Here is a 14,202-nt window from a genome sequence, read left to right on the forward strand (position 1 = left end):
GCAAGGTGGTAAATGGGTTAAGCGCAGACTCCCATCTCTTGTCTAAGGAGATTCTCTATATGCCCGTATGGGCGCACACCAATTTCATCCAGGAAGATCGTACCTTTATCAGCGCTCTCAAACAGCCCTTTTTTGCCGCCTTTTTGGGCTCCTGTAAAGCTGGCTTCTTCATACCCAAACAGCTCACTTTCTAGCAATGTATCGGTCATGGCACTGCAATTCACGGCTAGAAACGGTCCGTTTTTACGTGTAGAATGATTATGGATAGCCTGAGCAAACAGCTCTTTTCCTGTACCGGTTTCTCCTTGAATTAAAATAGGGTACTCAGTAACCGCCATTTTCCGGGAAATTTCAATCGTTTTAAGCAAAGCTGGGTGTTCTCCAATAATATCTTGATAATCATACTTAGCAGAAAAACCGTTTTTTCTAAGTTCCGACTGCGCTTTTCCTTCTATTTCAACAGCTTGATTCACACTTTTAAACGTTGCTACCGTAGTATTGCTTTCCTGAATCATAGACTTATAGATAACCATTTCGTATCCGTTTACGTTAAAGTACTGATTTTTCTCGTCGGACGATGTAATAAACTCCACAAGGCCTTCGTTAGAAATGACATGTTGAATTTCACGATCTACAACATCAGAAGAAGATAGCTGAAACAATGATTCTAACCTTTTATTAAATAACGTAATTCTTTTATTGAAATCCACGGCCAGGATCCCATCTTCTACTACATTTACAACACTCTTTACATGGAGGTGAAGTTCTTTCATTTGCCCTTCTGCTTCTATTAGCTTTTTTTGCAGCTCAATAATATTTCGCAAATAGCGATCCCAAATAATTGAATGATTAGACTGATGAAAACCAAATGATTTTATAAGTTCAAAAATGGTCGCCATATCAAAAAGCCTAACGCCTATATCAATTACATGTTTTACATATGGCGGACATAAGTGAATCTCACCTGGAGAAACAGCAATTTCCACACCTTCGTAATAGGTCTTTTGCTTTTTAAAAGGAATAAACTGAACATGATTAATACCTACTTGATAGAGAGATTCTATTAATTTAAGGGTTTCTTTATCGTCATCGTTTACAATTAATACTTTTGTATGGGCAGGGATTTGCAGCAATTCATTTATATGTTTATGGTGAATTGTTCTATTTCCTACAATTTCATGTGCATGCTGAACGTCTAATCTGTCCTTCATTTCGTGCTTTATACTCTCTGATGAGTAGAGTACAACATCGCCATCAATTTCACCCGGTAATTCTTCGTCAATCGCAAAGCATTCAATAAAAATGTAATCGTCTAGCAGCTCTTTTAATTGATTGTGCAAAATGATTCTAGTTTGCTTGCTTCCTGTTATTAAAACTAATTTCTTTTTCATCGTATGAACACCTTTCTACAGGCCTTTAAATTTGCTTGCCTTCAGAGATTAGTCTTGGGATACTGTACCTATCATTTTATACGTTGCCCTCCATTTCATCTAGCGGACGTTTGTCCCTATTGTAAATAAAAACAAGTAGAAAAAAGTGCCTCCGCTTTAATAGGTGGAGGCACAATATGCTAAAGTGCTAGATGCATTGAATTACTGTCTGTTCTCTTTTTATTTAATAGCTACTTTTATTGGTTTGATATCTAAGGCTACCTTTACAATGGAATAATCGTCTTTTTGACCGTCTGTATAAGCCCAATAACCATTGCTTTCGGGGCTTTTTCGGAAGGTAAGCTCAAATCCTTTGTTTTGGTTAAACGCATAGCTCTTTATTTCTTTGCTCTGAGCGTTATCAATAAGATCGTAAGCTAAAAACTTTCTTAATACACCGTGTGGAGAGAAAAGACCTGTATTTGGTCCAACCTTTTCACTGTAGTATTCATTTTTTCTAGTAGACGTTTTAGCTGGGTTTATGACGATTTCTTTTGTTGTGATATTTACTTTATCGCCTGGAGTAATACAAGAGATAACAATATTTTTGTAATCACTCGGAAATTTGTCATTTGTCTGTACCTTCGCTAAGTCAACTAGCGTAATACCGCCTCTTCCCACAACTTCTATTTGTTTTTCTTTATTATTTACCACCATAGCAGTATCTTCATCAATTCCGTATGAAAGCTGATTTTTATTTCCTTTTTCATATGCTGTTGCAATAAGCCGTCCCAATCTTGCTTTGTTGTCAAAATGCTGATCTACAAGACCGTATTGAAAGAAGCCAAGGCCTTTTTCCAAATAAGCAGGCCCTTGTTCTTGCTGAGTCATATCATCATATGTGTCTGTAAACCCGTACGAAAGAGCTCCGTAGCTATCCCCGCCAGCGAGCATAGTATTACTCATAATTGCAGCTCCGGCGCTCGTACCGCCAAGTACTGCTCCCTTTTTATACGTATCCCATATAGCTTGTAAGACTTTTGAGTCTGAACCATTTTCATTACGCAAGGAGCCCGTAATCAAGGTTTGATCTCCTCCTACAAACCAAATGCCCGTTAGCCCTTTAACTTTTTGCGCTAGTTTATCACTGTTCATATTTGTTTTCCAGGTCGACTCATTTTCAGAAGTTCCTTTAAAGTCATGGTTCGAAATAGGTAAAATCTCTATATTTTCTGCTTTCACTCCGTATTTAATTAAATCACTTTTAAACTGATTAGAAGAGTCGAACTTAGTACTCGCTGCAGGCACAATTCCTATTTTGGCTTGTTTTCCTCCTGCAAGATTAATAAACTTGTTATACACGCTTGAATTGCTGCTGCCAAGCGCTCCGCCTGCAATTAAAAGATTACCTTTGATCGAATCGTATGCAGGACTTTCAGATGAAGAAAAAGTAGATTTTTTATACGTTAAACTAGTTTTTTTATCCGGCTGGAATTTGACGGTTTTGGGCGTAATATCCATTCTTACATTTACAATGGAATAGTCATCTTTTTGTCCGTCAGTATATCTCCAGTAGCCGTTTGTATCATTCTCCTTTTGAAAAGCAATTTCGTAACCAGACCCTCTACTGTCATAAACATAGCTGCTAGCAGATTTCATCGATTCATTGTCAACAAGAGAATAGGATAAATAAGCCTTTAATCTTCCATAGGGTGTAAAAACACCCGTAGCAGGCAGCGCGTTAAAGGAATTATATTCAAATCCCTTCGTTTCTACTTTCTCTTTTGGAAATTCAAATGATTTTAAATGATAGTCAATTTGATCTCCAGGAGATAAGTAACTAACTTTTATGTTCGCTAAGCCTGAACGAGCTTTCTGCTTAGATACAAGCTCAGCTTTGCTCATATCCAAGACGGCTACTCCGCTTCGTCCAACAACTTCAATCTTTTGATCTTTATTGTTAACAACCATAGCTGTATCTTCGTCCACACCGTATGCAAAGTTTTTTTCTTTGTCACGTTCAGAAGTATATGCAGCTACTGCAAGTCGCCCAAGTCGTGCTCGTTCATCCATGTGCTGATCAATTATGCCGTGTTGGAAAAACCCCAGCCCCTTTTGAACTGATAAAGGCTCGTACTCTTTTTTACCATCTTCCCCTTCATTTACATGCTTATTTGCCTTGTTTCCTATACTTTCTTTTAAAGCTCCTAGACTGTCTCCCCCCGTAATCATGACGTCACTCATAATCGCAGCTCCTGCACTTGTACCTCCGATTACTGCACCTTTACGGTATATATCCCAAATAGCTTTTAACGCTTCGGAATCGCTCCCATTATTTTGCCGAAGGGAATCTACAATTTTTGTTTGGTCTCCTCCTACAAACCAAACTGCCGTTAGTCCTTTAATTGTAATGGATAACTTCTTATCGTTTACTTGACTCTTCCAAGTTGATTCATCTGTTTCTGTGTCAGAAAAATCGTGATTTGAAACGGGAAGTATTTGAATAGAATCTGAGTTTGCTCCGTATTTCACGAGGTCTTCCTTAAACTTTTCAGAAGACTGCAGCGTGGTGCTAGCAGCTGGAATAATCCCTATTCTGGCTTTTTCTTTTCCTCCAGCAAGCGAGAGGAATTTTTCATATATGTCGTCATTGGATGTTCCTACACCTCCGCCTGCAATAACAAGGCTGCCTTTAATGTCTCCAGTATTTTCTTGTGCTTTTGCAAGCAGCGGTGTACTCAAAGAAGAAAGTAATGTAAAGCTGATAAGACATGAAACAAGTTTCTTTTTCATTTGAAAGATCCTTTCCACGCAAATTTTAATACCTTTTTCTAATTAGCTCGTATCCTTCCGCGATACTTTCGTTAAATGATGTTTAAAACCTGTTATTCAAACGTTCCTTTCACAACAGGGACACCGTCTTTTACCATTACTTTACCTTGAGCAAAAACTGTTTTAATTGTTAGTGTCTCTTTGTCTAAAAGGACTAAATCTGCATCTTTTCCAGGTTGAATATGCCCTTTATTGTCCAGTTTTAATACTTTGGCAGGATTAGACGTAATGACTTGAAGAGCTGTTTCTAACGGCACTGATTCTTCTAATACTGCATCTCGTACTTCTTGAAATAAAGAAGACACTTTTCCAACTTGAAGCCCTTTATAGTCTCCGTTATCATCAAAAAACGGCAGGCTCGCTTGTCCATCGGATGAGAACGTAATGCTCGAGATTGGAACTTCTTCTTCAAGCATGATGCGTAACCCTTTGCTGCACTTCACTTCCCCTTCTTCTAAAAAATGGGGAATGGTGCTAGTCGTCAAATCTACATATCCGCCTCGTTTTGCAAATTGAATTCCTTCTTTAAAAAGTTCTTCATTTCGATTAATATGTGTAGGATGAAACTGACGTATTGGCAGATCTGTTTTATCTGCGATTTGATTTAATAAAGATAATTTCCGTTCCCCGTCTCCTACATGAACTTCTAATATTCCGGCTTTCCCTGATAAAATCCCTCCATTGCGGGCAGCAGAAGCCGCCTTTACCAGTTCTTCAAATGTCGGTTCAGAGGAACGGTGGTCAGAAATGGCAATTTCACCTACTCCGATAATTTTATCAATTAAAATAAGATCTTCTTCGATGCTGGTAGTTAACGTTTTTACTGGTATTTGATAAGAACCTGTGTGAATAAAGCAGCTAATTCCTTCTTCTTCTAATCCTCTTGCTTTAGCAAGAAGACTTTCCATTCTTCTTGTTGTACCGTCTGTTCCAAGTACACCTACAATAGTTGTAACACCGGCAGTCGTTGCATCGGTTAACATTAGTTCAGGCGTGCGTGTTTTATATCCGCCTTCTCCTCCTCCGCCAATAATATGAACATGTGAGTCAATAAAGCCTGGAGCTATAACATCATTAGCAGCGTCTACAACATGAATAGGAATGGACGTATTTACATGATCAATACAATCCTCTATAAGGATGATTTTGCTGTTTGCAAGCAATACGTCTTTTTTCCCTAAATACTCTGGTGCATATACTTCTGCGTTTTTGATTAAGGTTAACAACTTCTATTCCTCCTACTAGTAAGCTCAACTTACGAATAACATTTTTCTATATAATTTTAATGCTTAAAATGGTCCGTAATTGATAAAATAAGCAATCACAACGGCGATTAAACCAATCACATATTGAATAAGGACTAACGGCAGCACCCATTTTGCCCACTTTGTCCATGAAATTCCCGCAATCGCTAAGCCAGCCATTAATGTTCCAGCTGTCGGGAAGATAATATTTCCAATGCCGTCTGCAAAAGAAAAAGATAATACTGCTGTTTGCCTTGTAATATCAAGTAAATCTGCAAGAGGCGTCATGATTGGCATCGTCAGCATCGCATGACCTGTTCCAGATGCTAAAATAAGATGAATCAGCGCTTGGAAGTTATAGATTCCGATGACGCTTAAATATCCCGGAATATGCTGAATAGCTCCAGATACTTGATGAAGCATAGGGTCTACAATATGTCCTTCATTTAAAACAACAAGAACAGCACGAGAAACTCCGATAACAAGCGCTCCTCCAACTAGTGCTGCTGCCCCGTTTGTAAACGACTTAACCGTATTTTCAACAGAGAGCCTTCCAATAATCCCAATTACAACTGTCAAAATGACAAATAAAGAGGCAATTTCAGTAATGTACCATTTGTACTTAATAACGCCAAAAGCAAGAATTACATAGTTAACAAGAAATGCTGCCATAATCCATTTATGCTTTCTAGTTAACTTGGCATCCGAGTTTAAAAGTTTATTTGCGCTGGTTATGCTGTATTTTCCGTACGTCCCAATAGAAGGACTTTTTTTCACTTTCATCGCATATCGGTAGACAAACCAAACTGAAACAGCGTAAACAACTACAAACAAGATGAGTCGAAAGCCCATTCCAGAAAACATAGGAAGCTCTGCTACTCCTTGTGCAACACCCACTGTAAATGGATTCATAACTGCCGTAGTAAAACCAGCCGATGCGCCAATTAAAACAATAGCAGTCCCTGTTAATGCATCGAATCCAAGAGCAAGTGCCAGGGGAATTAAAAGAGGAATATAGGCTAGCGTTTCTTCCGCCATCCCCATTAAAGAACCGCCTACTGCAAAAAATAGCATCATAACAGGAATTAATAATTTTTCTCGGGTAGCAAGCTTTTTAGCCATCGTTGTAATTAATACATCTACTGTCCCTGTAGCGCTTAGTACACCAAAGAAACCGCCGATAATTAATACAAAAAAGATAATGTCGGCTCCTTCTACCATTCCTGTATGTATTGCTTTGACCATATCAAAGAATCCAACAGGTGTAGAATCAATCCATTTAAACGATTGAGGATCTACCGTTGTTCTCCCGTCTACTTCTACACGCGCATATTCTCCAGCTGGCAAGATATACGTTAAAATGGTAGCAATCACAAGAAAGCCTAACAATAAAGCAAAAACGTTTATTTTCCTCTCTTTTTTTCGTACATGATTTAATGAACTCATTTCCTTTTGCGGTTCACTCATCCTTCTTCTCCCCTTCATTGTGAAATAATAACTTTAAACAGACATCTCGTTCTTTAAAAGCAGCTTCCTTATCTGCGACTACATATTGCTCCTTTCTTTTGTATTCCTCATATACAGTACAAGCAATTTTCGTGCCAACGTAGAACCGTTTAATTTTCTGAATTATGATATAATTAAATCGTGTTTTAGGTGTTAATTGGGTGTTTTTAAAAAATCAACAGCGCCAATTAAGATGTTGGTTGATAGAAAATCTGAAGCACGAAGCATTAGCTAGTTCTTTTTTTAAAAAGCCACAAAAAGAAAGATAAAAGAATTTAATCTATAAACATAAAAAAATATTATTTTATTATTGTCTTTTCTTTAAGTAGATTAATACTATAAACCTTCAATCTATTTATAAAAGCATTGCGCATAATGAAAGGGTGTTCAAAACAATGACTGTTTATCGTTTCGGGGTATTGGGGGGTGATGGCATCGGGCCGGAGATTGTCGATGCCGCAGTTAAGGTAGTTAAAAATGCTTCTTGCAAAGCAGGAGTAAAAATGGAGTGGATTTATCTGCCGATGGGGTGGGAAGGAATTAAACAATATAACGATCCTCTTCCAGAAGTAACGATAGATGCTTTAAAACATACGCATGGATGGATACTTGGCCCACACGATTCTGCGGCTTACCCTCTTGAACACAAAGAAAAGCGTAATCCTAGCGGAGAGCTTCGTCACAGTTTAGATCTTTACGCAAATATTCGCCCTGCTAAAACAATGCCAGGCATTAAAAGCGTCGTGAAAGAAGCAGATTTAGTGATCGTCCGAGAAAATACAGAAGGATTTTATGCCGATCGTAATATGTATTCTGGACACGGCGAATGGCAGATTACAAAAGACGTTGTGGTGACATCGGGGGTATTTACGCGAAAAGCCATAGAAAGAATTGCACGTGAAGCTTTTGCATTGGCCATGCAGCGTCGTAAAAAAGTAACAATCGTACATAAAGCAAATGTTTTAAGATTAAGTACCGGACTATTTCTAAACGTTTGTCGAGAAGTAGCTGAGCAATATCCTGAAGTAAAAGTGGACGACTACCATATCGATGCCATGGCTGCTCATCTCGTACGTCGTGCAGCCGATTTCGATGTCATTGTGACAGAAAACATGTACGGTGATATTCTTTCAGATTTAGCCGGCGAGCTTGTAGGAAGCTTAGGATTAGCCGCTTCTCTTAATGCAAATGAACATATCGCTATGGCACAAGCAGCTCATGGTTCTGCGCCAGATATCGCAGGTTTGAACATAGCAAACCCAACCGGTATTATTTCTTCAGCAGCCATTCTACTGAAATGGCTGGCTGAAAAACATGCGGATCACAAACTTACAGAAGTGGCTGCTACAGTAGAACACGCACTTTATCAAACGCTCCAAGCTGAAGTGAAAACGAAAGATTTAGGCGGACATGTCTCTACGTCGGAGTTTACAGAAGCTATTTTAGAAAAAATAAAATCCATGTAAAATTAACAGCAATTTATCCATTCTATAGAGGTGATCATAATGAAAAAAAGAAAGATTATTATGGACTGTGATCCAGGTCATGATGATGCTATTGCTATCATCTTGGCTGCCGCACGACCGGAATTAGATATTTTAGCGATTACAACTGTTTCAGGAAACGCAGAAATTGAAAAAACGACGATGAATGCTTTGAAAGTGTGTGATTTAGTATCGTTACATAACGTAATGGTTTCAAAAGGAGCAAGCGAACCAATGATGCGCAGACGTGAAAACGCGCCTAGTATACACGGGGATTCAGGATTAGACGGCCCTGAGTTCCCGGCTCTCTCTCGCAGCTGGAGCGAAGAACACGGAGTAGATACTATTATACGAATGGTCAAAGAGTCAGAAGATCCCGTTACGCTTTTGCCTACCGGTCCTTTAACGAACATTGCTTTAGCTTTAATAAAAGCTCCAGAAATGAAAGAAAACATTGAAGAGATTATCCTTATGGGCGGTGGAACCTTCGGGAACTGGACGCCAACGGCTGAATTTAATATTTGGGCAGATCCAGAAGCGGCTAAAAAAGTGTTTGATAGCGGCATTCCACTCGTAGTAATGGGGTTAGATATTACGCATCAAGCCGTTGCAACAGATAATGTAATTAACCAAGTGATGAACATTGATAATAACGTAGCAAAAAAGGTGGGTGAATTATTAGCATTTTTTAAATCTACCTATAAGGAAACGTTTGGTTTTGATGGCCCTCCTGTTCACGATGTATTAACCGTTGCTTATTGCATAGCTCCAGAACTATTTACCCTAAAGGAAGTTAATATCGTAGTAGAAACACGCGGAGAATATACCGCTGGAACAACTTCAGTTGATTTGCTTGGAGTTACAGGAAGGAAAGCAAATGCGAAGTTTGGTTTAACCCTTGATGTCGATGGATTTTGGGATCTGATGCTTGAAGCTCTTAAAACGTATTCCGCTTCGTAAAATTCATCTAGAAGATAAATTTTATAGAGGCAGCACCAGAACGTCGAGTTCGCAACTTGCTGGTGCTGTCTTACGTTTATTCATACTATCTAGCTGTTTTTTTCGCTTTTTGATTGAGCATTACCGTAATGATTGAAGCAACAATAACACCTGTAATTAAACAGTTTGATATATCTTTATAAATTACTCCCATTACTGTCCCGCCTATAACGCCTACACTAATGAGTGAAATTCGTTCCCTTTGATTCATGATTTATCCCTCCATCTTTTTTAATAAAACATTTAATTTATGAAGAGCAAACTGCAGGTCTAATTGCTCTTCGTCATTTAACTTCGCAAGATTTGTATGAAAGTTACTATAAACCCCTCTCCATTTTTCCTCTTGAATACTTTTTCCTTTAGACGTTAATGAGACTAAAACTGCACGCTTATCTCGCGGATCAGGCATTTTGATTAAATATCCTTCATTTTCTAATTCACTGATAACATTCGTTAACTGTTGTTTGGCAATATTTAATCCATTACTAATTTCCTTAATATTCAAATCTCTTTTTTTCATATACATAAATTCAACTACGTGATTTTGTAAATGTGTTAATTTCACTTCATTTTTATTTAAGTTCTTGAAATTTTCAAATAAAACCGGTATTAAAGCGATATATTCCTTAGCCAGTTTTTCCTTCATGAGATATCCACCTTCTTTAGTAAATATATTATTACTAAATTTGAATAAAAACAATAAAAATCGTTTATTTTAGTAAAAATATATTTATTAAAATCCATACATACTTCTAAAGTTATTTTATCCCAATCTCAACAATCGTTTATGAAGCTTATAAAAAGAGCCATAAAAAAAGTAAGGAAGCACACTTCCTTACTTTCTGTTTGCAACGCCCGTTAAAAAATTCAAAAACACGTGTACGCCTGCTTTCACGGTAATTTCTCCTACATCACGCAGCGGATCTAGACATACAATGTCCATTGCTTGAACAAGGGGATGACTCCCCGCGGTGTATACTGCTTCAAATAACTCATCTGTCCTCATTCCGCCTGTCGTTCCCGCTGGAACTCCCGGTGCGTAAGCGATATCCAACACGTCCATATCAACTGTTAAATAGATCATATCTACCTCTTTGCTCAGCTGTTTTAATGCTTCTTTCACGGTATGATTTATTCCTGCTTTTCTTGCTTGCAGTAACGTTACATAATGAACGCCTTTGCTATCTGCATATTCCTTTAACGATTTGGAATTATAAAACCCGTGAAGTCCGATATTCCATACATGAGCTGCATCAATCGTGTTGCTTTCGATTAAATTTCGTATAGGGGTTCCGTTAGAAGGACCGTTATCTTCTAAGCTGCGTAAGTCAAAGTGCGTATCAAACTGTAAAATCCCTATTTTCTGTTCGGGATGTGACTCTTTCCACCCTTTTACTAACATAGCTGTAATAGAATGATCTCCTCCAAGCATAATAGGCAGCGCATGCGGATGACATTTCCGCATAGACGTCATCGCTTCTTTTATATACTGATGAGACTTCCCTATATCCGTTACGTGCTGTTTGACGTCTCCTAAATCCAACACTGACAAGGAAGTCAAATCCGTATCATACTCAATATGATACGGGTTAAAGGATTTCCAGAGCTTCCTCATGGCCATTGGCGTCTCACTGGCTCCAGAAGCGCTAATGGAAGATCTTGAAAGAGGCACGCCCAAGACCGTAATATCTATCGATGTAAAGTCGAAGTTGCTCCCATCTTCAACTGTCTGAATCCAATCACTTACTTTGGGATCAGAAGTACTTTGACGCTGCCAGCAAAAAGGCGGTCGATCAAGCTGTGGGTACGGATAGTTCATGTAAAACACCGCCTTCAACCACAACTTTTCCAGCTTTTAATACCGTGTCTACAAGATTTACGGCATAGTTATACTGCAGCGTTTGGTAATTGGGAGCGTCAAATAGCACTAAATCGGCTTTTTTACCTACTTCAATACTGCCGATTTGATCCCCTTTGCAAATGGCATGAGCCGCGTTGATCGTACAGGCGGTTAAAACTTCTGCTGGCGTCATCTTCATCGTTAAACAAGCTAAATTCATAATAAACGGCAGCGATTCCGTAGGAGAAGACCCTGGGTTTCGATCTGTAGACAAAGCAACAGGCACTCCTGCTTCGATCATTTTCCTAGCACGCGCCGGCTCTTCCATTAAAAAGAATGCAGTACCCGGCAATAGAACGGCTATAACTCCCCTTTCAGCCATTTGCTTAATTCCTTGATCCGATGCTTTTAACAAATGATCCGCGGACACAGCTCCCACTTTAGCCGCTAATTCTGCCCCGCCAAAAGACACAATTTCATCGGCGTGGATTTTAGATTTTAGTCCGTATGCTTTTCCAGCTTGTAAAATACGATCTGACTGTTCAACTGTAAACACGCCTTCTTCACAAAATACATCACAAAACTCCGCTAGCTCTTCTTTTGCAACGATTGGTATCATTTCTTCGATAACGAAACGAACAAACTCATCTTCATTTCCTTTGTACTCAACTGGCACCGCATGAGCTCCCATAAAGGTTGAAACAACATCTACCGGATGCTGTTCATTCAGTTTCTTCGCTACTTTTAATTGTTTGATTTCATCTTTAAGATTTAAACCGTACCCGCTTTTGGCTTCGACAGTTGTAACTCCGTACTGCAGAAATTTATTTAAACGTTTTGTAGATTGCTTGATTAGCTCCTCTTCCGTTGCTTGTCGTGTACTAACGGTTGTTTGTAAAATTCCTCCTCCCGCTTTTAAAATATCAATATACTTTGCCCCGTTTAAGCGCATTTCTAATTCTTTTTCACGACTGCCTCCAAACACAAGGTGAGTGTGGGGATCAATTAACCCAGGCGTTACGATTTTTCCTTCGGCATCAATTATATTAATAGGTTCATCAATATGCTCAAGGTATTCCTGCGCTTTGACGTCAGGTCCAACAAATACAATTCTTCCATTTTTCACGAGTACGCTGCCATTTTCAATGATTCCCAGATCTGACATTTCTTCCGCTCGTCTAGGCTGACTTCCACCTTTAACCGTAATGACTTGTGCAGCGCATTTGATATACGTAATAGTCATACGTATCCCTCCTTTTTTATTCATGTAACGCGGGAATTTGTATCCCTTTTTCTTTTGCAGTTTGAATGGCCTTATCATAGCCGGCGTCTACATGACGAACAACACCCATGCCAGGGTCTGTTGTTAAAACACGTTCTAGACGTTTGGCGGCATCTTCCGTCCCGTCTGCTACTACAACCATTCCAGCGTGAAGAGAATACCCCATGCCTACTCCTCCTCCGTGGTGAACAGATACCCAGCTTGCGCCTGCTGCCGTATTTACTAATGCATTCAAAATCGGCCAGTCTGCTACTGCATCACTGCCGTCTTTCATCGCTTCAGTTTCACGGTTTGGCGACGCCACAGAACCGGCATCTAGATGATCTCTGCCAATAACGATAGGCGCCGACAGTTCTCCGGACGCCACCATATCATTAATAATTTTTCCAAAGCGCGCTCTTTCTCCGTAGCCTAGCCAACAAATACGCGCAGGCAATCCTTGAAACTCAATTTTTTCTCTCGCCATTTTAATCCAGTTGCAAAGATGCGTATTATCCGAAAACTCACGTAAAATGACTTCATCTGTTTTATAAATATCCTCTGGGTTTCCTGACAAAGCGACCCATCGAAACGGTCCTTTTCCTTCACAGAACTGCGGACGGATATACGCTGGGACAAATCCCGGGAAATCAAATGCATTCGTGATGCCTTCATCAAGCGCCACTTGGCGAATATTATTGCCATAGTCAAAAGCAACCGCGCCTTTTCTTTGCATCTCTAACATGGCTTGAACGTGGATAGCCATACTTGCTTTTGATTGTTTTATATATTCATTTGGATTTGTATTCCGCAAACTTTCTCCTTCTGCTAAGCTGACTCCAATCGGCAAATATCCGTTAAGTGGATCATGTGCCGATGTTTGATCCGTCACAATATCTGGGATAAATCCTCGCTCTATCATTTCAGGAAGAATCTCGGCTGCATTTCCAACTAATCCAATGGAAAGCGCTTTGCCCAATCTTTTTGCATCTTCAGCTAACTTGATTGCATCAGCTACACTTTCGACTACCGTATCGCAATATTTTGTTTCGATACGTTTTTCAATACGCGTGCGATCAACATCAATTCCAATTACAACGCCGCCTGCCATCGTAACCGCTAGTGGCTGTGCACCTCCCATTCCTCCTAATCCAGCTGTTACCGTAATCGTTCCTTTCAAAGTTCCGTTAAAATGCTGGTTGGCACACTCAGCAAATGTTTCATACGTTCCTTGAACAATGCCTTGGCTTCCGATATAAATCCAGCTTCCTGCAGTCATTTGTCCGTACATCATTAACCCTTTTTTATCAAGCTCATGGAACGTCTCCCAATTTGCAAAAGCAGGAACAAGATTCGAATTCGCTAATAAAACACGCGGTGCATCACTGTGGGTTTTAAAAACCGCAACAGGCTTACCGGACTGTATGAGAAGCGTTTCATCATCTTCTAACTCTTTTAACGCTGCGACAATACGCTCGAACGCCTCCCAGTTACGGGCTGCTTTTCCGATTCCTCCGTATACGACTAACTTTTCCGGATGCTCCGCTACTTCAGAATCTAAATTGTTTAGAAGCATGCGAAGAGCAGCTTCTTGTACCCAGCCTTTTGTCGTTAGTTCCGTCCCACGAGGTGCTTTCATCCCACTTTGTTTTGTCTCCATTTTGTT

At 39.5% G+C, this 14,202-nt stretch carries 11 protein-coding genes; 2 read left to right on the forward strand and 9 right to left on the reverse strand.

Features of this window, described 5'->3' with window-relative positions:
* Nucleotides 1–17: 17 nt before the first annotated feature.
* The 4 genes from AC3WJG_RS08530 to AC3WJG_RS08545 form a co-directional block, all read right to left on the reverse strand.
* Nucleotides 18–1,391: a sigma 54-interacting transcriptional regulator gene (locus tag AC3WJG_RS08530; RefSeq protein WP_492588129.1), complete on the reverse strand. Its 1,374-nt coding sequence runs from the start codon at nucleotides 1,389–1,391 to the stop codon at nucleotides 18–20.
* Between the two features lie 219 nt (nucleotides 1,392–1,610).
* Nucleotides 1,611–4,163 (reverse strand): cyanophycinase, encoded by a 2,553-nt coding sequence (locus tag AC3WJG_RS08535; RefSeq protein WP_102813226.1) that lies wholly within the window; start codon nucleotides 4,161–4,163, stop codon nucleotides 1,611–1,613.
* Nucleotides 4,164–4,255: 92 nt separating this feature from the next.
* Nucleotides 4,256–5,428, reverse strand: a complete 1,173-nt coding sequence (gene iadA, locus AC3WJG_RS08540; RefSeq protein WP_337133370.1) for a beta-aspartyl-peptidase — start codon at nucleotides 5,426–5,428, stop codon at nucleotides 4,256–4,258.
* Between the two features lie 63 nt (nucleotides 5,429–5,491).
* Nucleotides 5,492–6,913: a YfcC family protein gene (locus AC3WJG_RS08545; RefSeq protein ID WP_098433718.1), complete on the reverse strand. Its 1,422-nt coding sequence runs from the start codon at nucleotides 6,911–6,913 to the stop codon at nucleotides 5,492–5,494.
* 434 nt (nucleotides 6,914–7,347) lie between these two features.
* Here AC3WJG_RS08545 and AC3WJG_RS08550 point away from each other — a divergent pair, with 434 nt between their 5' ends.
* Nucleotides 7,348–8,418, forward strand: coding sequence for an isocitrate/isopropylmalate dehydrogenase family protein (locus AC3WJG_RS08550; RefSeq protein WP_337133371.1), 1,071 nt, complete (start codon nucleotides 7,348–7,350; stop codon nucleotides 8,416–8,418).
* Between the two features lie 39 nt (nucleotides 8,419–8,457).
* A complete protein-coding gene (locus tag AC3WJG_RS08555; RefSeq protein ID WP_098248912.1) occupies nucleotides 8,458–9,396 on the forward strand; it encodes a nucleoside hydrolase in 939 nt (312 codons plus the stop codon).
* An 85-nt stretch (nucleotides 9,397–9,481) separates the two neighbouring features.
* Here the strand turns inward: AC3WJG_RS08555 and AC3WJG_RS08560 are convergent, their stop codons facing one another.
* From AC3WJG_RS08560 to hutU, 5 genes are all read right to left on the reverse strand, one after another.
* Nucleotides 9,482–9,646 (reverse strand): hypothetical protein, encoded by a 165-nt coding sequence (locus tag AC3WJG_RS08560; protein WP_164797590.1) that lies wholly within the window; start codon nucleotides 9,644–9,646, stop codon nucleotides 9,482–9,484.
* A gap of 3 nt (nucleotides 9,647–9,649) precedes the next feature.
* The gene (locus AC3WJG_RS08565; protein WP_098332358.1) at nucleotides 9,650–10,081 is read right to left on the reverse strand and encodes a MarR family winged helix-turn-helix transcriptional regulator; all 432 of its coding nucleotides are present in this window, start codon (nucleotides 10,079–10,081) and stop codon (nucleotides 9,650–9,652) included.
* A gap of 189 nt (nucleotides 10,082–10,270) precedes the next feature.
* On the reverse strand, nucleotides 10,271–11,254 hold the full coding sequence (locus tag AC3WJG_RS08570) for an agmatinase family protein (RefSeq protein ID WP_337133372.1): 984 nt from the start codon (nucleotides 11,252–11,254) through the stop codon (nucleotides 10,271–10,273).
* Nucleotides 11,229–12,518, reverse strand: coding sequence for an imidazolonepropionase (gene hutI, locus AC3WJG_RS08575; RefSeq protein WP_337133373.1), 1,290 nt, complete (start codon nucleotides 12,516–12,518; stop codon nucleotides 11,229–11,231). The genes AC3WJG_RS08570 and hutI overlap by 26 nt, the downstream gene beginning before the upstream one ends.
* A 16-nt stretch (nucleotides 12,519–12,534) precedes the next feature.
* On the reverse strand, nucleotides 12,535–14,196 hold the full coding sequence (gene hutU, locus AC3WJG_RS08580) for a urocanate hydratase (protein ID WP_337133374.1): 1,662 nt from the start codon (nucleotides 14,194–14,196) through the stop codon (nucleotides 12,535–12,537).
* Between the last annotated feature and the right edge of the window lie 6 nt (nucleotides 14,197–14,202).

This window comes from Priestia sp. FW507-14D1A (assembly GCF_058781295.1).

Excerpts from the sequence above, each read along its gene's own strand:
- AC3WJG_RS08530 (WP_492588129.1), bottom strand. The coding sequence starts at position 1,391 with ATGAAAAAGAAATTAGTTTTAATAACAGGAAGCAAGCAAACTAGAATC.
- AC3WJG_RS08535 (WP_102813226.1), bottom strand. The coding sequence starts at position 4,163 with ATGAAAAAGAAACTTGTTTCATGTCTTATCAGCTTTACATTACTTTCT.
- AC3WJG_RS08545 (WP_098433718.1), bottom strand. The coding sequence starts at position 6,913 with ATGAGTGAACCGCAAAAGGAAATGAGTTCATTAAATCATGTACGAAAA.
- AC3WJG_RS08550 (WP_337133371.1), top strand. The coding sequence starts at position 7,348 with ATGACTGTTTATCGTTTCGGGGTATTGGGGGGTGATGGCATCGGGCCG.
- AC3WJG_RS08555 (WP_098248912.1), top strand. The coding sequence starts at position 8,458 with ATGAAAAAAAGAAAGATTATTATGGACTGTGATCCAGGTCATGATGAT.
- AC3WJG_RS08560 (WP_164797590.1), bottom strand. The coding sequence starts at position 9,646 with ATGAATCAAAGGGAACGAATTTCACTCATTAGTGTAGGCGTTATAGGC.
- AC3WJG_RS08565 (WP_098332358.1), bottom strand. The coding sequence starts at position 10,081 with ATGAAGGAAAAACTGGCTAAGGAATATATCGCTTTAATACCGGTTTTA.
- AC3WJG_RS08570 (WP_337133372.1), bottom strand. The coding sequence starts at position 11,254 with ATGAACTATCCGTACCCACAGCTTGATCGACCGCCTTTTTGCTGGCAG.
- hutI (WP_337133373.1), bottom strand. The coding sequence starts at position 12,518 with ATGACTATTACGTATATCAAATGCGCTGCACAAGTCATTACGGTTAAA.
- hutU (WP_337133374.1), bottom strand. The coding sequence starts at position 14,196 with ATGGAGACAAAACAAAGTGGGATGAAAGCACCTCGTGGGACGGAACTA.